The following is a 17076-nucleotide window of genomic DNA, read 5'->3' as shown; positions in this document are numbered from 1 at the left end:
GTTTACACCCCTCCTCGTCGCAAATCTCTCTACGATGCGAAATCGCCGCGACTCGACGCGGCGGTACCCCGAGAGGAGCAACCCGTGAAGCTCGGAAAGCAAGGAATCAGCCTTGCGCTCGTCGCGGCAGGCCTGGTGGCCACACCGATCGCCGCCTTCGCCGCGGAACCGGATCCCAGCGGCATCGACCAGCTGAAGGCCGCGGCTGATCAGACCGTCACACTCAAGAAGGAGGGCGCCACCGGCCTGATCGGCTACGCGTCCACCAAGGGCGATCTGCTGCCCGACATCGCCGCCGACACCAAGTCCGAGGCTGCCGCGAAGGCGCGCGCCTACCTCGACGAGTACGCGTCCGTCTTCGGCGCGAAGCCCGCCCAGCTCGACCAGTCGAAGGTCAGCACCACCCCGGCCGGGTGGACGGTCGAGTTCGAGCAGGTCTACAAGGACGTCCCGGTCTTCGGCGGCGTCCTGAAGGCCCACGTCGACAAGGCCGGCGACCTGACCTCGGTCAACGGTTTCGCCGCCCCCGACCTCGACCTCAGCACGACCCCGAAGTGGTCGAAGGAGAAGGCCGGCGCCAAGGCGCTCGAGCTGGTGAAGGCGAAGCCGGCCCAGGCCCACCCCGACAGCAAGATCGACACCAGCGGCGTCGAGGTCGTCAAGGCCGACCTCAACATCTACCGCATGGGCGCGGCCCAGGGCGTGAGCGGCAAGAGCCTGCTCGCCTGGGTCGTCGAGGTGTCCAACCGGTCCACCGTGCGCGAGGTCGTCGTACTCGACGCCGCCACCGGCAAGCCGGTCAACCGCTACTCGATGCTCCACGCGGCCACCGACCGTGAGCTCGTCGAGAAGCACAACACCCCCGAGACCACCGACGACGAGACCGTCTGGACCGAGAACGACGCCTTCCCGGGCACGCTCGACCAGGACCAGCAGAACGAGGTCGCCACCACCGGCGAGTCCTACTGGCTCTTCAAGAACACCTTCGGTCGCGACTCCTACGACGGCAACGGCTCGAAGATGGTCACGGTCAACAACGACCCGGCGATCTCGTGCCCGAACGCCAACTGGAACGGCGAGACCACCAACTACTGCTCCGGCGTCACCTCCGACGACGTGGTGGCCCACGAGTGGGGCCACGCCTACACCGAGCACACCTCCGGCCTGATCTACCAGTGGCAGCCGGGTGCGCTCAACGAGGCGTACTCCGACATGTGGGGCAACACGGTCGACTTCCTCAACGCGCGGGAGAACACCACCGACGACGTGGCCCGTACGGATGGCAAGTGCTCCTCCTCCACCCGTGGCGCCATCACGCTGACCATCAACTCGCCGGCCGACGTCGCCGGTGACTGCCCGGCCGCGGCCGCCAACTTCGGTCCGGTCTTCCCGACCGCCGGGGTGACCAGCGACATCGTGGTCGGCCTCGACGCCGCCAACAGCGGCGGCCCGTCGACCACCGACGGCTGCTCCCCGCTGGAGAACGCCGCTGCCGTCAACGGCAAGTTCGTGCTCGTCGACCGCGGCACCTGCCCGTTCGTCCAGAAGGTCGCGAACGCGAAGGACGCCGGCGCCCAGGGCGTCGTGATCGCGTTCCTGCAGGGTCAGCCGATCAGCAGCCTCTCCGGCACGTCCGACATCTACGGGGCGACCACCGACTACGCCACCGGCCAGAAGATCAAGAACGCCACCGGCCCGGTCAACATCACCATCAAGGACGCCTCGACCGAGTCCAAGGACGAGTCCGTACGCTGGCTGATGGGTGAGGACTCCACCGCCTTCGGCGGCGCGATCCGCGACATGTGGAACCCGAACTGCTACGGCGACCCGGGCAAGGTCTCCGACGAGGAGTACCACTGCGACGGTGCCACCGACTCCGGCGGCGTCCACGTCAACTCCGGCGTCATCAACCACCACTACGCCCTGCTCGTCGACGGCGGCGCCTACAACGACGTCAACGTGGCGGGCATCGGCCTGGACAAGGCGGCCAACCTGATCTGGCACGCCCAGACCAACTATCTGACGCCGACCTCGGGCTTCCCCGAGTACGCCCAGGCGATGGTCTCCTCGTGCGCCGACCTGATGGGTGTGACGACGCTCAAGAAGCTCACCCTGGGCACCTCGACCCCGCAGACCGGCGGCGGCGAGACCCCGGGCGGCGAGGCCGAGGCTCCGGCTCTAGACCCGATCACGGCCGACGACTGCGCGGCGGTCGGGGCGGCCAACACGGCCACCGAGCTGACCAAGGAGCCGGTCCAGTGCAACTTCGGCCCGATGCTCGACCCGAACACCCCCGCGCTGTGCGGCGAGGGCACCAACGAGGTCACTACCTACACCGAGGACTTCGAGGACGGTCTGACCGGTTGGACCCAGGACGCTGAGGCCCTGGTCCCCGGGAACGACATCCCCTGGGAGGCCGGCAGCGACGTCGAGGGTAACGAGACCGGTCTGGCGTTCGCGCCGGACCCGAACGAGGGCGCCTGCGGATCCGCGACGGGTGACATCACCAGCCGAAACGGCCTCGTCAGCCCGACCCTCACCGTGCCCAAGGGCCTCTCCCCACGGCTGAGCTTCGACCACTCGGTCCTCACCGAATGGGGCTATGACGGCGGTAACGTCAAGGCCTCGGTCAACGGCGGCGAGTTCAAGGTCGTCGACCAGGCCGCGTACGCCTTCAACGCACCGGGCGGAACGATGAGTGCCGACAGCGGATACATGGAGGGCCAGCCGGCCTGGACCGGCTCGGACGGCAACAGCTTCACCGGCAAGTGGGGCACCACGATCGTGAAGCTCGACTCGATCGCAGCCGCCGGCGACACCGTGAAGTTCCGCTTCGACTTCGGTCGCGACGGCTGTGGCGGCGCCCGGGGTTGGGCCGTCGACAACGTCAAGATGAGCTACTGCACCGAGAAGGCGGTCCCGGAGATCTCCGCCATCTCGCCGCAGCGCGGCAAGGTCGAGATCACCGTCGACGGCAAGCGCGCCTCCGGCGAGATCGTCGTCAGCGAGAACGGCATCCGCGTCGGCCGCTTCACCCTCAAGAAGGAGGAGGCGACCTTCCGGGCGATCCGAGGCACCCACACCTACAAGGTGGTCTACTCGGGTGACCGGTACAACGAGGCGATCACCGAGACGGTGACCGTCAGGGTCAAGTAGCGGTCACACCTTCACAGGGCCCCGCCGAACAAACCAGTTCGGCGGGGCCCTCTGTGTCCCTACACTCACGCCATGCGCGGAACGATTGTGACCATGGGCGGTGGCGGCTTCTCGATGCCGGAGGTGCACGGGCAGGACTTCTCGCCGCTCGACGCGGAGCTCAACCGGATGACCGGGAACCCGCGGCCCAAGGTCTGCTTCATCGGCACCGCGAGCGGAGACGCGGACAGCTACCACGACAAGTTCCTCGCCGCGTACGCCGATCGTTCCGAGGCGAAGGTGCTGTCACTGTTCAACAAGGCGCCCGAGGGGCACAAGCTTCCGATCAACGACCTCGAGCAGCTGCTCGACCAGGACATCGTCTACGTAGGCGGCGGCTCCACCGCCAACCTGCTCGCGGTGTGGCGGCTGCACGGACTGCCCGCCCTCCTGGAGAAGGCCGCCGCCGGCGGCACGATCCTGGCCGGGATCTCGGCCGGGGCGAACTGCTGGTACGAGGCGTCCTCGACGGACTCCTTCGGCCCCACCGCCCCGCTCCCCGACGGACTGGGTTTCCTGCCCGGTTCGTTCTGCCCGCACTACCTCGGCGAGGAGGACCGGCGGGAGACGTACGTCCGGTTCGTCGGCTCCGGCGCGCTGCCCTCCGGCCACGCGGCCGATGACGGCGTCGCCCTGCTGTGGCGCGACGGCGAGCTGGTCGAGGCGATCAGCGAGCGGCCCGACGCGGTCGCCTTCGCCGTCGGGCCGGACGGGGAGACCCCGCTCGAGGTCAGGGTGCTCGACTAGCGCTTGGTCCTACGGCAGGTAGAGCAGGGCGTACGTCGCGAGGTGGCAGAAGCCGAAGAGCGCGGGGGCCCACACCTCGACGTTGCTCATCGGCAGGTAGCGCGAGCTGTCGCGACCGAGGCCGACGGCCGACCACTCCGCGACGCCGGGCGCCGCGGGGAGCTGCTTCTCGAGGTGGGAGATGACGGAGTACTTCCCGCTCGCCATCTGCCGGTAGGAGCGGATGATCCAGAACCAGCCGAGGCACGAGCCGAGGGCGGCAATCAGGGCGACCGTGAAGAGCCAGGGCCGTTCGGGAGAGCTGGCCACGAGCGCCGTGCCGGCGACCAGGATCCCGACGTTGAGGACCAGCAGGAACGCGCTGGTGAGCGTACGCCGCACGCTGAGCCGCTCGGCCTCGGCGACATAGAGCTTGTACTGGTCGAAGAGGATCGCGCGGTCACCGCTGGAGAGCACGTCGGGAGGAAGCACCCACAGACCCTCGGCGAGCGCCGACGGGTTCGGCTTGTTGGCGGTCACATAGCTGCGTACCGCGGTCGGCGACTCAGCTCCGGGAATCAACTCGTTCTCCATAGTGCGTAGTTGTCTACCGGTCCCGGCGGGGTGATGTCCATACGAGATTCGTCACCGTTTGCCTCGAGTTCGGCTATCGGAGCTCGAACAGCGTGGCAGCGGCCTCGTCGACACACTCGGCGAGGCTGAGATCGGTCGTCTCTGAGACCCAGCGGCCGAACGCTGTCTGGAAGACCGCGGCGGCAGCATGGGCGGCCAGCGCGGCGACGGTCTCAGCGACGCCTCGCTCCACGAGAGCCGCCTGAGCGGCGGTAGCCATGTCGGCCATCTTGAGCAGCTCGCGCTCGCGCAGCGCGGGAGTCGCCTCGACGATCCGGGCCCGCTCCACCGCCTGCTCACGGGTGCGGAGCGCGCTGAGCTCGACCGCCGCCTGATGTACGCCGTCGAGCACCATCCGCAACGGCGTCGCGTCCGCGTCGGCGGAGGCGACCGCCTTGGCGACCAGGTCGTCGAGCGTGACTGGGCCGGCGAAGAGCACCTCCCGCTTGTCAGCGAAGTGACGGAAGAACGTGCGTTCGGTGACCCCTGCCCGGGCGGCGATGTCACCGGCGGTGGTCTTGTCGTAGCCCTTCTCGGTGAACAGCTCGATGGCAGCCTCCAGCATCCGACCTCGCGCGTCCGGCTCCCATCGCCCCATACGCCCATCCTATGCGATGACAGTTTCTGACATCGCATGCTACCGTCGATGTCAGTTACTGACATGAAAGGAAACCCGATGAACATCTTCGTCACCGGAGCCTCCGGCTGGATCGGTTCCGCGGTCACCGACGAGCTGCTCGCCAACGGCTATGCCGTCACCGGCCTGGCCCGCTCCGAGGCTGCTGCGGCTGCCCTGGAGGCCAAGGGCGCGACCGCCCACCGGGGCTCGCTCGACGACCCCGGATCGCTCGCGGTCGCCGCCAAGGCTGCGGATGCCGTCATCCACCTGGCGTTCAACCACGACTTCGACAACTACGCCGCGGCCGGACGGTCCGAGCGTGCCGCGGTGAGCGCCATGCTCGGGGCCCTCGAGGGCAGCGGAAAGGCGTTCCTGTTCGCCAGCGGCGCCGCGGGAGCCGCCCCTGGGCGCATCGCCACGGAGGAGGACGCCAGCCCCTTCCACGGACCCGAGTCGATGCGCGGCGGCAGCGAGAACCTCGCGTTGAGCCATGCCGAGAAGGGCGTACGCCCGGTGGCGCTGCGCTTCCCGATCGTCCACGGCCGCGGTGGCGACCCCGGCTTCGTCACCTACCTTGCCCAGGTCGCCAGGAAGCAGGGCGTGTCCGGCTACATCGGCGACGGCAGCAACCGCTGGTCCTCCGTCGACCGCCCGGACGCCGCCCGCATGGTGCGACTCGCACTCGAGAAGGCGCCGGCCGGTTTCCGTGCGCACCCGGTAGCCGAGACCGGCATCCCCACCCGGACGATCGCGGAGGCGCTCGGTGACCGCTTGGGCCTGCCGGTGCGGTCGATCAGCCGGGAAGACTCCGAAGCCCACTTCGGCTGGATGTCCATGATGTTCAGCACGGATGTGTCGGCTTCATCCGACATCACCCGCGCGACCCTGGGCTGGGAGCCGACGGGACCGACGCTCCTGGAGGACATCGCCGCCGGGGCGTACGACGCCTGAACGTACGACGGGGAGCTCTCGTCGGTCTACCTGCAGGTAGCCGACGAGAACTCCCCGTCCTATCGAACTAGGTCGTAGCGAACTAGATGGCCTTGCCGACAGAGGCGGCGCCGGCGGCCTCGAACTCCTTGAGGAGCCGGCGACGGGTGCGGGTGTCACCGCGGACCGCCTTGACGAGCTTGACGACCTGCGAGGGCGCGTTGCGCACGTTGGTGGACTCGAGGAAGCCGTTGGGCAGCGAGAGGCGCAGCACCTTGTGCCACGCGGAGGCGACCTGCTGCGGCATCGGCGCGGAGTGGTAGTTGAGGCCGTACTTGTCGAAGAGCGCGCGGACCTTGGGGGCGATCTCGGCGTAGCGGTTCGAGGGCAGGTCCGGGAAGATGTGGTGCTCGATCTGGTGGGACAGGTTGCCCGTCATCACGTGCAGGAACTTCGAGCCGGAGATGTTGGCCGAGCCGAGCATCTGCCGGACGTACCACTCACCGCGGGTCTCGTTCTCCGGGATGTCCTTGAGCTCGAAGGTCTCGACGCCCTCGGGGAAGTGACCGCACATGATCACCGAGTGGGTCCAGACGTTGCGGGTGAAGTTGGCGATGACGTTGGCCAGCAGCGTCGTCGGGCCCGACAGGGTCACCATCGAGACGAGCGGGTGGGCGACGTAGTCCTTGAACGCCTGGCGGCGGACCTTGGCGACCGTACGCTTCGCCGCCATCTGCCACTCGGCAGACGGGCGACGGCCCTTCTTCTTCTGCCGGATCACCCGACCGAGCTCGAGGTCGTACATCGCGATCCCGTACTCGAAGATGCACATGTTGATGAAGTTCATCGCGGGCTGGAACAGGCTCGCCGGCGTCCAGCGCTGCTCCTCGTCGACGCGCATGATGCCCCAGCCGAGGTCGTTGTCCTTGCCGACGATGTTCGTGTAGGTGTGGTGCAGCTCGTTGTGGGAGTGCTTCCACCCCTCGCTCGTCGAGGCGTTGTCCCACTCCCACACGGTGGAGTGGATCTTCGGGTCACGCATCCAGTCCCACTGGCCGTGCATGATGTTGTGGCCGATCTCCATGTTGTCCAGGATCTTGGCGATCGAGAGACCGACGGTGCCGACGACGAACGCCGGCGGGAAGATGCTCCCGAGCAGGACGGCACGGGAGCCGAGCTCCAGCGAACGCTGGACCTTGATCACCTTGCGGATGTAGGCAGCGTCCCGCTCACCGCGGGTGTCGATGACCTCTTGGCGGATGGCGTCGAGCTCGCGGCCGAGCTGCTCGATGTCGTCGCGGGTCAGGTGGGCGATCGGGCCGGTGTAGGCCGGGGCATCAGGTGCGATGGTCATGGCTGTCTCGCTCTCGTCTTGTGGGGGCTGGTCGTTTGAGCTTGGCTCAAGAGGCAGGGTGGTCGATGACGCACTCGCCGGCGGCGGCGGAGATGCAGGTCTGGATGGGTACCCCGTCGGGGCCGGTCTCACCCGGGCGGGCGACGGTGAGCTCGCCGTTGCGGAGGTCGCGGACGGCGCCCTCCTTCATCGGGAGCACACAGCCGAAGCAGATGCCCATACGGCAACCGCTCGGCATGAGGACGCCGGCCTCTTCGGCGGCGTCGAGGATCGGCTTGTCACCAGGTGCGTCGACGGTCTTGCCGGTGAAGGCGACGGTGCCGCCCTCGCTGGTCACCACGGTGGCCAGACGGAACTGCTCGGTCTGGAGCGGCAGGCCCGCCTCGTCGTACCAGGCCTGGAGGTTGTCGAGGAGACCCGCGGGACCGCAGGCGTACGCCTTGCGCTCCCTCAGGTCGGGGACGAGCTCGGTGAGGGTGTCGATGTCGATGCGGCCCTCGGTGCCGGTGTAGCGGGTGACGAGGCGGATCGCGCCGGCCTCGGCGAGGGACTCGAGGTTGCGGATGAAGATCGAGTCCGGGCGGCTCGGGGCGACATGGACGACGGTGACGTCGAGCCGCTGGTGCTCGACGACGCCCTCGTCGGTGACCGGGAAGAGGTTGCGCAGCATCCCGATGACCGGAGTCACGCCGGAGCCGGCGGTGACCATCAGGAACTTGTGGCCGCGCAGGTCGCTGGGCAGGACGAAGTCGCCGGCTGCCTGCTCGAGGTGGACGATCTTGCCGGGGCGCAGGCGGCGCACCAGGTGGCTGGAGACCTTGCCGTCGGGCACGGCCTTGACGGTGATCGAGATGAGGCCGTCCTTGCGGGGGCCGTGGGTCAGGGAGTAGGCGCGCCAGTGGCGTACGCCGTTGACGTCGACGCCCACGCGGACGTACTGACCCGGGGTGTGGCCCTTCCAGTCGGCTCCCGGCTTGATCTCGATGGTGGCCGCGTCGGCGGTCTCCGGAGTGACCTTGACGACGCGTCCTCGCAGGTCAGCGCCGGGTCGGAGGGGGTTGAACATGTCCAGGTAGTCGGCCGGCGCCAGGGGCGTGGCGATCGTCTCGGCGACCTCCCACACCTTGCGGGAGAGCCTCTCCCGCAGCGCGGGTCGCCTGACCTCGCCCGGGGCGAACAGGGCGGGGGATGTAGAGATCTCAGCCATGTATCCATAGTGCTACTTATTCGAGGTAAACTCCTGTGTTAGCGACGTGAATCTGATAGGCGGATTTATACGTGACGAACAAAAGTTCCCGAGATGTGCCGGCTCTTTCGTCCTATGACGTCCATCTGACGCCCGAGGTCGTCGCCTCGATCCGTGCCGTGCTCCCCCAGGTCGGCGACGACGTGGTCGCCGCGATCATCGCCGAGGTGCCTCCCTACCAGGATGCGCTCTCGGGACACATGGGCGAGACCATCCGGAACGCGGTCGGCGTAGCGCTGGGCGGGTTCTTGTCGCTCGCGTCCGGGGCGGGCCTGGCCTCCGACGTGTCGGCCGCGACGCCGCCTGCGGTCCAGGGTGCCTATGACCTCGGCCGCGGCGAGGCGAGGAGCGGGCGGACGATGGAGGCCCTGCTGGCGGCGTACCGCATCGGTGCCCGAGTCGCCTGGCGAGAGCTCGCGAGCAAGGCCGTCGAAGGCGGCATGGAACCGGCGATGCTGGTGGAGTTCTCCGCACTGGTCTTCGCCTGGATCGACGAGATCTCGGAGGCCTCGGCGGCCGGGCACGCCGACGAGCGAGCCACGACCGGACGCGTACGCCGACAGCTGCGCGAGCGGCTGGCCCGCAAGCTGCTGGCCGAGGCGACCCCGGAGGAGCTCGACGACGCCGCGGTGCGGGCCGAGTGGACCCCGCCGAGCACGCTGACCGCCGTGCTCGTCCCCAACTCCCAGGTCGGCACCATTCTCGCCAAGGTCAACCAGGGCACTCTGGAGCACGACGACCTGCGTGACCTCGACGACCACACCCTGTTGCTGGTCCCCGACGCGCACGGACGCCGGCGCCGGGCACTGATGAAGGCGCTGGAGGGCCGCCGGTCGATCGCCGGCCCGGCCAAGCCCTGGCGCGAGGCCCGGGTCTCGTACGAGCGTGCCCGCCGCGCCCACGACGCGGGCCTCGGCTCCGACACCGAGCAGCACCTGGTCGAGCTGGTCCTCTCCGCCGACGCGGATGCCCGCGAGGACCTGCGCGCCCAGGTCCTCGCCCCGTTGGCCGACCTACGCCCCGCCACCGCCGAGAAGCTCACCGAGACTCTCCGCTCCTGGCTCCTCCACCAGGGCCGGCGCGACGAGGTCGCCGCCGATCTCTTCATCCACCCCCAGACCGTCCGTTATCGGATGGGGCAGCTGCGCGACGTGTACGGGGACCGACTGGACGACCCGGCCATGCTCCTCGCCCTCACGGTCGCCCTGGGCTGACCACCTCGAAGCCGAGCTCTTCGGCGACCTGGGCCATCCGCTTGTCGTAGGTCACCACCTGCTCGACAGCCTCTTCTCCTTCGGCTTCATCAGCCAGCAGAAGCGCGGTGCCGAGATGGATGGCGTCGAGCGACTTGAGTGCCTCCTTGATGTCCTTCGCCGACTCGACGACTTCAGGAAGGATGCCCATGAAATGGACGTCTGAACAGACTCGGTTGACGTCAGCCGGATCAAGGTCCAACCGCACGCAGAGCCGAGCCAGCTCGATGTCGAGGAGGTCTGACGAGATCAGCCGATCGCCACGCTCCAGGACTTCGTCCAGGTGGTCCTCCAACGCCGGCCTGTCGGCATGGTTCAGCAGGATTCGACACAGCGCCGAGGTGTCGACGTAGACCAGCATCAGATGCTCTCCTCGCGCAGCTCTGCAAGGACCTCGTCCAGGTCCTCGTCCCGCGAAACGCCTTTCACGGACCTCCACCCCCCGCCGGTGCCCGTCGGCATGCGGACCTGACCGAGAGCCACCATCTGGTCGAACCTGCTCTTCGGAGCGGGCGAGATCACCGCGATCGGACGGCCGTGATCCGTGACGAGTAACGACTCGCCATTCTGGACGCGCCGCAGCACCCGGCCCGTCTGCTGGTTCAACTCCCCCACGCGAACTTCGCTCATACATTTACGACAACTCGGCTCGTAGAACTTTTCTACAGAGTCGACCGGCGTCAAGGCGCCGCTAGCTTTCTGGCTGATCGAGGTAGAGACAGAAAGGGTGGCCCTCGGGGTCGAGCATGACGCGTACGTCGGCCTGGGGTTGGAATTCTGCGAGCTGCGCACCCAGGTCAACGGCGTCCTCGACTGCCGCGGCCACGTCGGTGACTCCGATGTCCAGGTGGACCATCTGCTGCTGGGCTTCGGGCTCGCTCGGCCAGACCGGCCGCCGGTAGTGGCGGTCGAACTCGAAGGCGAGGTTGCTGTGAGTGGCGTTGCCCGACGGATCACGGATGAGGACGGTGGCGTACGTCGGTTCGGAACTGCTGACCTCCCAGCCGAACAGGTCCGCATAGAACTTGGCAAGTGCGAGCGGGTCGGTGCAGGCGAGGTTGACACCGATCCATCCTGTGGTGCGGTGTCCCGAGCCTGTCGAAGGGTCGGCGATCGTCATGCCGCTCACGCTAGACCGGATTCCGGACGCAAGGCTTCCGATTAGCGGGAACCATACGGCCGTCAGGGGCTTGGGAGCACGGCAATCTGGGTACCGGGCCAGGCATGACTGACGCCACCACCTATCGGTCCATGACAGCAACGACGCTGCAGACCGCAGCGACGGCCGTGGCCGCTACGTTCCTGCTCGTCGGAGTCCTCGGGTTCATCCCGGGTGTCACCACCGACTATGACTCGATGACCTTCGCCGGCCACGAGTCCACCGCCCTGCTCCTCGGCATCTTCCAGGTGTCGATCCTGCACAACATCGTGCACCTCCTGTTCGGGATCGCCGGGCTCGTCCTGGCCACCTCGTGGCGCGGAGCCCGCGCCTACCTGATCGCCGGCGGGGCGATCTACATGGTCCTGCTGATCTACGGCGTGGCCGTCGACCACGGCAGCAGCGCGAACTTCGTACCCGTCAACAGCGCCGACAACTGGCTTCATCTGGCGCTGGGCGTGGGGATGCTGGCGCTCGGCCTGGGACTGGGACGAACAGCAGATCGACCCGGCGCACTCTGAATGGAACGCACGAGCGTGTGGCTGGCTACGGCCGAAAGGCCGCGGTCCGCCACCCCGGAAACGGGCCGGAAGGCTGATCTCGCGGTCGATGTGGCCGTGGTGGGCGGAGGCATCGTCGGAATGACGACCGCCCTCCTCGCACAGCGGCGCGGCCTCCAGGTCGCCGTGCTGGAGGCGGCGACCGTGGGTGGAGGCACCACGGGGTACAGCACCGGAAAGGTGACCGCGCAGCACGGGCTGATCTACGCCGAGCTGGTCGAGCGGCACGGCGAGGACGACGCCCGGCTGTACGCCAGCGCGATGCGCGCCGGGGTCGAGCAGGTCGCCGACCTCGCCACGGAGCTGGAGATCAGCTGCGACCTGACCCGAGCGCCGGCGCTGGCCTATACCCGGCAGCCGGAGCAGCGGTCTCGGATCGAGGACGAGGCGAGTGCCGCTGCTTGGCTCGGGCTCCCGGCACGGGTGACCGACCGAACCGACCTGCCCTTCGATGTCGAGGCCGCGGTTGCGTTCGACGACCAGATCCACTTCCATCCCGGCAGATACCTGGCGGGCCTCGCCGACGCGTTCACCGCGGCCGGAGGGGAGCTACGCGAAGGAACGCGGGTCATCGACATCGATGAGCAGAGCGACCGAACCGTCCAGCTCACCACCCACGCCGGGACGGTGGTGGCCGACAAGGTGGTCGTCGCATCGCTGCTCCCGCCCGGCCTGCTCGGCGGCTACTTCGCGCGAACCAGGCCCTCCCGCTCCTACGGGTTGGCGGTCCGCCTGCGCGACCCGGCGCCGACCAGCATGGCGATCGGCATCGACTCGCCCAGCCGCTCGACCCGGCCGTGGCCGGACCCCGGCCCGAACGGCCTGATCGTGGTCGGCAACGGCCACGAGACCGGTGCCGAGCCCGACACCGAGGCGATGTACGCCGACCTCGAGAGCTGGGCCCGCACCACCTTCGACGTCGAGGCGATCGACTACCGCTGGTCGTCGCAGGACTACTTCACCCCGGACCGGTTGCCCTACGTCGGCTACCCACCGACGAGCGAGATGATCCTGGTGGCCACCGGCTTCCAGAAGTGGGGCCTGAACAGCGGGACCGCTGCCGCGATGATGCTCGCCGATCTTCTCGCCGGCACCGACAACCCGTGGCTACCGGTGTTCGACGCCAGCCGGATCGGCGACGTCCGGAGCGTCGGCCGACTCATCAAGGACAATCTGAAGGTCGGCGAGGAGCTCGTCGCGGGCCGTCGCCAGGACCCCGAGGCCCGTCCTGTCTCCGAGCTGCAACCGGGCGAAGGCGGCCTGGTCGACCTCGACGGCGAAACGGTCGGCGGCTACCGGGACCCGGCGGGTGCCCTGCACACAGTGAGCGCCAGGTGCAGCCATCTCGGCTGCCCCCTGCACTGGAACCAGGCCGAGACCAGCTGGGACTGCACCTGCCACGGCTCCCGGTTCTCCCCCGACGGCTCCGTCCTGGACGGCCCCGCCGTCAGACCGCTCGACCGACCCGGCACCCACGGTCCCGATCCGGCTTGACCTCAAGCCGACATGAGCACCGACGCTGGTGCCATGAAGTTCACCGACACGCAGCTCCGCTACCTCCGCACCCAGCCGCTGGGCAGGCTCGCGACCCTCGCCCCCGACGGCGGCCTGCAGAACAACCCCGTGGGGTTCAAGCTCGACGAGGAGCACCGGATCATCATCGGCGGCTACGAGATGGGCCGGTCACGGAAGTTCCGGAACGTCCAGAAGCACGCCAAGGTGGCCTTCGTGGTCGACGATCTCGGGTCCACCGACCCGTGGAAGCCACGGATGGTCGAGATCCGCGGCACCGCCGAGGCGCTCACGGACGTGGACCCGCCGATGCCGGGGACCTCACGCGAGGTCCTCCGGATCACGGCGGACTCGATCAGGGACTACGGACTCGGTGACTGACTCAGCGCTTCCGGGACAGCCGGGGCGGCACCAGCGAGAGCGGGTTGATCGCCGCCCGGATGCGCTGCCACCTCGTGCGTGAGTCGGAGATCGATGATCGAAGCGTCCCGACCTGCTCCCAGAAGGCTGCGACCTCATCGTCCTGCGGCCCGGCCTCGCCGAACATGGTGGTGTCGGTGAGCAGCGCCAGCCCCGGCGCACCGTCCATGCCCGGCGACGCGGACAGCGCCGAGGCCTGCTCGCGGCGGGTGGCGCCGACGGGCACGCCGACCCCGAAGTCACGGGCGTGGTCGAGCGTCTCGCGCCAGCCACCGGAGAGACGGGCGACCGGAGTCCCGCGCGTCCGCCGGCGATGTCGCCGCCAGATCTTGGCGCCGATGATCGCCCCGCACAGGGCCGCGATGAGCAGCAGCGGGATGCCGACGTACGTGAAGACGGCGATCAGCCAGCCCGGCAGCGTGAACCCGTCGGGCCGGGAGTTGGCCTTCTGGTTGACCGACTCGTCCAGCGGGTCGCCGGAGGTCGCGGGCGGGCGTACGGGCGCCGGCGGCGGGACGACCTTGCCGGTGACGAGCTCCTCGGGCTGAGGGGCGTTCTGCTCGGGCGGCTTCTCGGTGTTCATGAACTCGGACCAGTCCAGGGTGGCCCAGGACCCGTCCGACATCCGCAGCTCGACCCAGGCGTGCATGTCCTTGCCCTGGACGACGCCGTCGGAGCCGACGACGGCACCCAGGACCACCCGGGCCGGGACGCCGACCTGGTTGGCCAGGATCGCCATCAGCGCGGCGTACTGCTCGTCATTGCCGGCGAGTTGTCCACCCTTGGCGGTGAAGTCGGCGAGCCGACGCAGGGAGTGGCCGGCCGGGTACTGCTGGTTGGGCGGCTCCCCGTCGGTGTAGGTGCCCTCCTCCTTCAGCTTCTCCGCCACCGCCAGGGCGTTGGTGATCGGCGAGTCACCACCACCCGCGTACTCGGCGGCGAGCGCCTGGAATTGGGCAGCTTCGTCGCCGATCGGCGATCCGCCCGACCAGGTCTCGCTCTTCTCCCCTACCTTCTCGTCGGCGACCGACGCGGTGAAGGAGTAGGAGTCGCCGGGCTTCAGCGCCGACGGCAGGACACCGGTGGACGTCGCCAGGTTGTAGCGGAACGAGTCGGCGTCGGGACCGTCGAACGAGATGTGCGTCAGCGCGGTCGGCAGCGGCACCCAGACGCCGCCGAAGTCCTCCCCGATCGTGATCGTGCCGCGCACCTGCTTGCCGTCGGCGAGCGGGTTGCGCAGCGTCGAGCTGATCTTCTGGAAGGTGTCGTCGGGACCTTCGGTCTCGCCGGAGTCGTTGGCCGCGCGCCACACGGTGCCGTCGTACGAATCCATCGCGGCGACCCGGACCCGGGTGCCCTCGGGCAGGCCCGAGACGGTGAACAGGTCCTTCTCGTAGAGCCGGCGGTCGTCCTCGGGCGTCTGGTAGCCCTTGGTGTAGACCCGGAAGCCGGCCAGGGGCGACGGGTACTGCCCGACGTTGAAGGGCGGCTCGATCTCGCCGCGCAGCACCGTGCGCTCGGGCGCGAGACCCGGGAGCAGCGGCCCGGCGAGGAACGCCAGCCCGGCCGCGCCCAGGCACAGGGCGGCTCCGATCGCGGTCCGTGAGAGGCGTCGGCCGCCGGCGGCGAGGGCACGAGCCCGCATCCCGCGGATGCACAGCCAGGTGATCGCGATCGCTCCGAAGAGCGCGCCGAGCAGCGCGGTCTTGGACGGGTCCTGGACGCCGAGCAGGATCACGCCGGCCATCAGCGCGAAGGCGACAAGCACCGGCGGCAGCGCCGCCTTCATCCGCACCGCCAGCGCGAAGCCGACACAGCCGGCGACGAGACCGAGGATGTAGGGGATCGTCAGCAGCGCCCCGCCGTCGACCGGCGGCAGCGTGGTCAGCAGTCGCTTCCAGCCGTGCACGGAGTTGTCGGCGAGGGTGCCGATCGTGTCGGGCACCGGGAGGAACGAGAGGTCGCCGATGCCGTGCAGCGCGACCGCGCCACCGAGCACGAAGAAGGCGGCCAGGAGCCCGACGGCCAGCACGACCACCGGCTGTCCGCGGCCGACGAAGGCGATGAGGATCCCGAGCAGCAGCCCGGCGACGCCGGCGACCAGGTAGGTCCAGCCGGCGTAGGTGTCGTCGAAGCCGAGGAAGGCGATGGTGCCGAGAAGGAACAGGAGGAGGGCGTCGACGGCGTGGTGCTTCTTCATCCGGACAACCCCTTCGACAGCACGATCGGCAGCTGGTCCAGGTCGGGCAGGGTGAGCATGGGCAGGTCGGCGACGGCCTTGAAGCCGGCGCGCTGCGAGGAGTCGACCCGTACGGCGACGGTGGTGGCATCGACCGAGAACTGGCCGGCCGCGCGCTGCAGCGCGACGAACTCCGGGTAGCGCCCGGTCACCAGCATCACCAGTGACGCGTCCGGCGCCTGCCGGGCCGCCTCGGCGGTGATCTCGATCAGATTGGTCTGCTGCGGCTTCGCCCGGGAGCAGGCGTCCAGAGCCGTACGCCCTCCCCCGCTCGCCGCGGTGGCGCGCACCATCAGCACGTCGCCGGTCGCGAACGAGACGTCGAACTCGTCCAGGATCCCGCGCCGCAGCAGGGAGCCCGCGATCGACATCGCGGTCTCGTACTCGTCCTCGCTGTCGTAGGACATCGGCGAGGAGTCGACGATGACGACGATGTGGGAGCGGCGGGTGTCGAGGAACTGGCGCACGAGCAGTTGCCCGTGGCGTGCCGAGGAGCGCCAGTGGATGTGGCGCAGGTCGTCGCCCGGGACGTACTCACGCAGCGCATGGAAGGCGAGGTCGCTCATCGAGGTGTTCTGTGCCGTGGATCCCTCGAGGTCACGGACCAGACCGACCCCGAAGGGCTCCAGGTGGGTGGTGCGCGGGTGGACGAACACCTCGGTGCGGTCGGTCCACTCCTGCACGCGCCGGAACAGCCCGAGCGGGTCGCCGCGCACCGTCCGGACGGGACCGACGTCGATCACGCCACGGCGCTGGGTCGGCACCACGAACAGCTCGGTGTGCTCGGCACCGGGAAGCAGCATCGGCAGGTCGTACGTCACGCCACCCGCTCCGATGGGGAACTCCAGGCTCGTCGAGACGAGCGGACCGCGCGCCTCATTGCGGGCCCGCAGCTCGCCGGTCAGTGCCTGGCCGACGGCGACGCGCGGCGGCTCGACCACGGTCGCCACCGCGAGCCGGGTGCGTCCGATCATGAAGAAGGCCGCACCGATCACGAGGAACAGCGCAGCCATCGCCACCACGGCCGCCTCGATCCAGCCGAGCGCGGTCGCGGCGACCCAGGCCAGCGCGCCGAGGAGCAGCACACCCCAGCCGATCGAGGTCACCGTGCCGAACCACGGACGGACCCGGTCGGCGACGAACGAGTAGACCGAACCCGCCCCGGACGTTACCGGGGCGAGTCGTTTCCGCAGGTCAGCAACGGTGTTGCGGACACTGAGCCTGCTCATC

16 protein-coding genes are annotated in these 17076 nt (G+C 69.0%); 7 read left to right on the top strand and 9 right to left on the bottom strand.

Going from position 1 to position 17076, the window contains the following annotated elements; genetic code table 11:
- Positions 1-84: 84 nt before the first annotated feature.
- Together ACW14X_RS17075 and ACW14X_RS17070 are read left to right on the top strand one after the other, a co-directional pair.
- Positions 85-3156: a M4 family metallopeptidase gene (locus ACW14X_RS17075; RefSeq protein ID WP_457162759.1), complete on the top strand. Its 3072-nt coding sequence runs from the start codon at positions 85-87 to the stop codon at positions 3154-3156.
- Between the two features lie 72 nt (positions 3157-3228).
- The gene (locus tag ACW14X_RS17070) at positions 3229-3942 is read left to right on the top strand and encodes a Type 1 glutamine amidotransferase-like domain-containing protein (RefSeq protein ID WP_457162758.1); all 714 of its coding nucleotides are present in this window, start codon (positions 3229-3231) and stop codon (positions 3940-3942) included.
- A gap of 9 nt (positions 3943-3951) precedes the next feature.
- Here the strand turns inward: ACW14X_RS17070 and ACW14X_RS17065 are convergent, their stop codons facing one another.
- Entirely contained in the window at positions 3952-4503 is a 552-nt protein-coding gene (locus ACW14X_RS17065; protein WP_350718593.1) for a RipA family octameric membrane protein, read from the bottom strand.
- 85 nt (positions 4504-4588) lie between these two features.
- Positions 4589-5152, bottom strand: coding sequence for a helix-turn-helix domain-containing protein (locus ACW14X_RS17060; RefSeq protein ID WP_457162757.1), 564 nt, complete (start codon positions 5150-5152; stop codon positions 4589-4591).
- Between the two features lie 78 nt (positions 5153-5230).
- Here ACW14X_RS17060 and ACW14X_RS17055 point away from each other — a divergent pair, with 78 nt between their 5' ends.
- The gene (locus ACW14X_RS17055) at positions 5231-6124 is read left to right on the top strand and encodes an NAD-dependent epimerase/dehydratase family protein (RefSeq protein WP_160026559.1); all 894 of its coding nucleotides are present in this window, start codon (positions 5231-5233) and stop codon (positions 6122-6124) included.
- An 82-nt stretch (positions 6125-6206) separates the two neighbouring features.
- Here the strand turns inward: ACW14X_RS17055 and ACW14X_RS17050 are convergent, their stop codons facing one another.
- Both ACW14X_RS17050 and ACW14X_RS17045 read right to left on the bottom strand, forming a co-directional pair.
- Positions 6207-7457 carry a fatty acid desaturase family protein gene (locus tag ACW14X_RS17050; protein ID WP_160026558.1) on the bottom strand — a complete coding sequence of 417 codons (1251 nt, stop codon included), beginning with the start codon at positions 7455-7457 and terminating at the stop codon, positions 6207-6209.
- Positions 7458-7503: 46 nt separating this feature from the next.
- Positions 7504-8664 carry a ferredoxin reductase gene (locus ACW14X_RS17045; protein WP_201451198.1) on the bottom strand — a complete coding sequence of 387 codons (1161 nt, stop codon included), beginning with the start codon at positions 8662-8664 and terminating at the stop codon, positions 7504-7506.
- A 95-nt stretch (positions 8665-8759) separates the two neighbouring features.
- Between ACW14X_RS17045 and ACW14X_RS17040 the strand changes: the two genes are divergently transcribed.
- The gene (locus tag ACW14X_RS17040) at positions 8760-9917 is read left to right on the top strand and encodes a PucR family transcriptional regulator (protein WP_457162756.1); all 1158 of its coding nucleotides are present in this window, start codon (positions 8760-8762) and stop codon (positions 9915-9917) included.
- Here ACW14X_RS17040 and ACW14X_RS17035 read toward each other — a convergent pair.
- The 3 genes from ACW14X_RS17035 to ACW14X_RS17025 form a co-directional block, all read right to left on the bottom strand.
- Entirely contained in the window at positions 9898-10317 is a 420-nt protein-coding gene (locus ACW14X_RS17035) for a type II toxin-antitoxin system VapC family toxin (protein WP_457162755.1), read from the bottom strand. The genes ACW14X_RS17040 and ACW14X_RS17035 overlap by 20 nt on opposite strands.
- On the bottom strand, positions 10317-10586 hold the full coding sequence (locus ACW14X_RS17030) for a type II toxin-antitoxin system Phd/YefM family antitoxin (RefSeq protein WP_160026555.1): 270 nt from the start codon (positions 10584-10586) through the stop codon (positions 10317-10319). Before ACW14X_RS17030 ends, ACW14X_RS17035 begins: the two co-directional genes overlap by 1 nt.
- Before the next feature lie 61 nt (positions 10587-10647).
- The gene (locus ACW14X_RS17025) at positions 10648-11076 is read right to left on the bottom strand and encodes a VOC family protein (RefSeq protein WP_457162754.1); all 429 of its coding nucleotides are present in this window, start codon (positions 11074-11076) and stop codon (positions 10648-10650) included.
- A 131-nt stretch (positions 11077-11207) separates the two neighbouring features.
- On the opposite strand from ACW14X_RS17025, the gene ACW14X_RS17020 reads away from it, so the two are divergent.
- The 3 genes from ACW14X_RS17020 to ACW14X_RS17010 all read left to right on the top strand — a co-directional run bounded on the left by ACW14X_RS17020 (position 11208) and on the right by ACW14X_RS17010 (position 13568).
- The gene (locus ACW14X_RS17020; RefSeq protein WP_457162753.1) at positions 11208-11636 is read left to right on the top strand and encodes a DUF4383 domain-containing protein; all 429 of its coding nucleotides are present in this window, start codon (positions 11208-11210) and stop codon (positions 11634-11636) included.
- Between the two features lie 120 nt (positions 11637-11756).
- Positions 11757-13169: an FAD-dependent oxidoreductase gene (locus tag ACW14X_RS17015; protein WP_457162752.1), complete on the top strand. Its 1413-nt coding sequence runs from the start codon at positions 11757-11759 to the stop codon at positions 13167-13169.
- Positions 13170-13202: 33 nt separating this feature from the next.
- Positions 13203-13568, top strand: coding sequence for a PPOX class F420-dependent oxidoreductase (locus ACW14X_RS17010; RefSeq protein ID WP_457162751.1), 366 nt, complete (start codon positions 13203-13205; stop codon positions 13566-13568).
- 1 nt (position 13569) lies between these two features.
- On the opposite strand, the gene ACW14X_RS17005 is transcribed toward ACW14X_RS17010, so the two are convergent.
- Positions 13570-15807 carry a DUF3488 and transglutaminase-like domain-containing protein gene (locus tag ACW14X_RS17005; protein ID WP_457162750.1) on the bottom strand — a complete coding sequence of 746 codons (2238 nt, stop codon included), beginning with the start codon at positions 15805-15807 and terminating at the stop codon, positions 13570-13572.
- Complete coding sequence (locus ACW14X_RS17000) at positions 15804-17075, bottom strand: DUF58 domain-containing protein (protein ID WP_350840941.1); 1272 nt, start codon at positions 17073-17075, stop codon at positions 15804-15806. The genes ACW14X_RS17005 and ACW14X_RS17000 overlap by 4 nt, the downstream gene beginning before the upstream one ends.
- Position 17076: the final 1 nt, after the last annotated feature.

The sequence above is a fragment of the Nocardioides sp. YJ-D4 genome, from assembly GCF_054031495.1.
The sequence above is the reverse complement of the archived record's forward strand: the minus strand, read 5'-3'. Positions and strand labels throughout refer to the sequence as shown.

Bases quoted from the DNA above. Each gene is read 5' to 3' on its own strand.
- ACW14X_RS17060 (WP_457162757.1), bottom strand. From the start codon at position 5,152: ATGGGGCGATGGGAGCCGGACGCGCGAGGTCGGATGCTGGAGGCTGCC.
- ACW14X_RS17030 (WP_160026555.1), bottom strand. From the start codon at position 10,586: ATGAGCGAAGTTCGCGTGGGGGAGTTGAACCAGCAGACGGGCCGGGTG.
- ACW14X_RS17055 (WP_160026559.1), top strand. From the start codon at position 5,231: ATGAACATCTTCGTCACCGGAGCCTCCGGCTGGATCGGTTCCGCGGTC.
- ACW14X_RS17005 (WP_457162750.1), bottom strand. From the start codon at position 15,807: ATGAAGAAGCACCACGCCGTCGACGCCCTCCTCCTGTTCCTTCTCGGC.
- ACW14X_RS17025 (WP_457162754.1), bottom strand. From the start codon at position 11,076: ATGACGATCGCCGACCCTTCGACAGGCTCGGGACACCGCACCACAGGA.
- ACW14X_RS17045 (WP_201451198.1), bottom strand. From the start codon at position 8,664: ATGGCTGAGATCTCTACATCCCCCGCCCTGTTCGCCCCGGGCGAGGTC.
- ACW14X_RS17020 (WP_457162753.1), top strand. From the start codon at position 11,208: ATGACAGCAACGACGCTGCAGACCGCAGCGACGGCCGTGGCCGCTACG.
- ACW14X_RS17050 (WP_160026558.1), bottom strand. From the start codon at position 7,457: ATGACCATCGCACCTGATGCCCCGGCCTACACCGGCCCGATCGCCCAC.
- ACW14X_RS17070 (WP_457162758.1), top strand. From the start codon at position 3,229: ATGCGCGGAACGATTGTGACCATGGGCGGTGGCGGCTTCTCGATGCCG.
- ACW14X_RS17010 (WP_457162751.1), top strand. From the start codon at position 13,203: ATGAAGTTCACCGACACGCAGCTCCGCTACCTCCGCACCCAGCCGCTG.
- ACW14X_RS17015 (WP_457162752.1), top strand. From the start codon at position 11,757: ATGACGACCGCCCTCCTCGCACAGCGGCGCGGCCTCCAGGTCGCCGTG.
- ACW14X_RS17000 (WP_350840941.1), bottom strand. From the start codon at position 17,075: ATGAGCAGGCTCAGTGTCCGCAACACCGTTGCTGACCTGCGGAAACGA.
- ACW14X_RS17035 (WP_457162755.1), bottom strand. From the start codon at position 10,317: ATGCTGGTCTACGTCGACACCTCGGCGCTGTGTCGAATCCTGCTGAAC.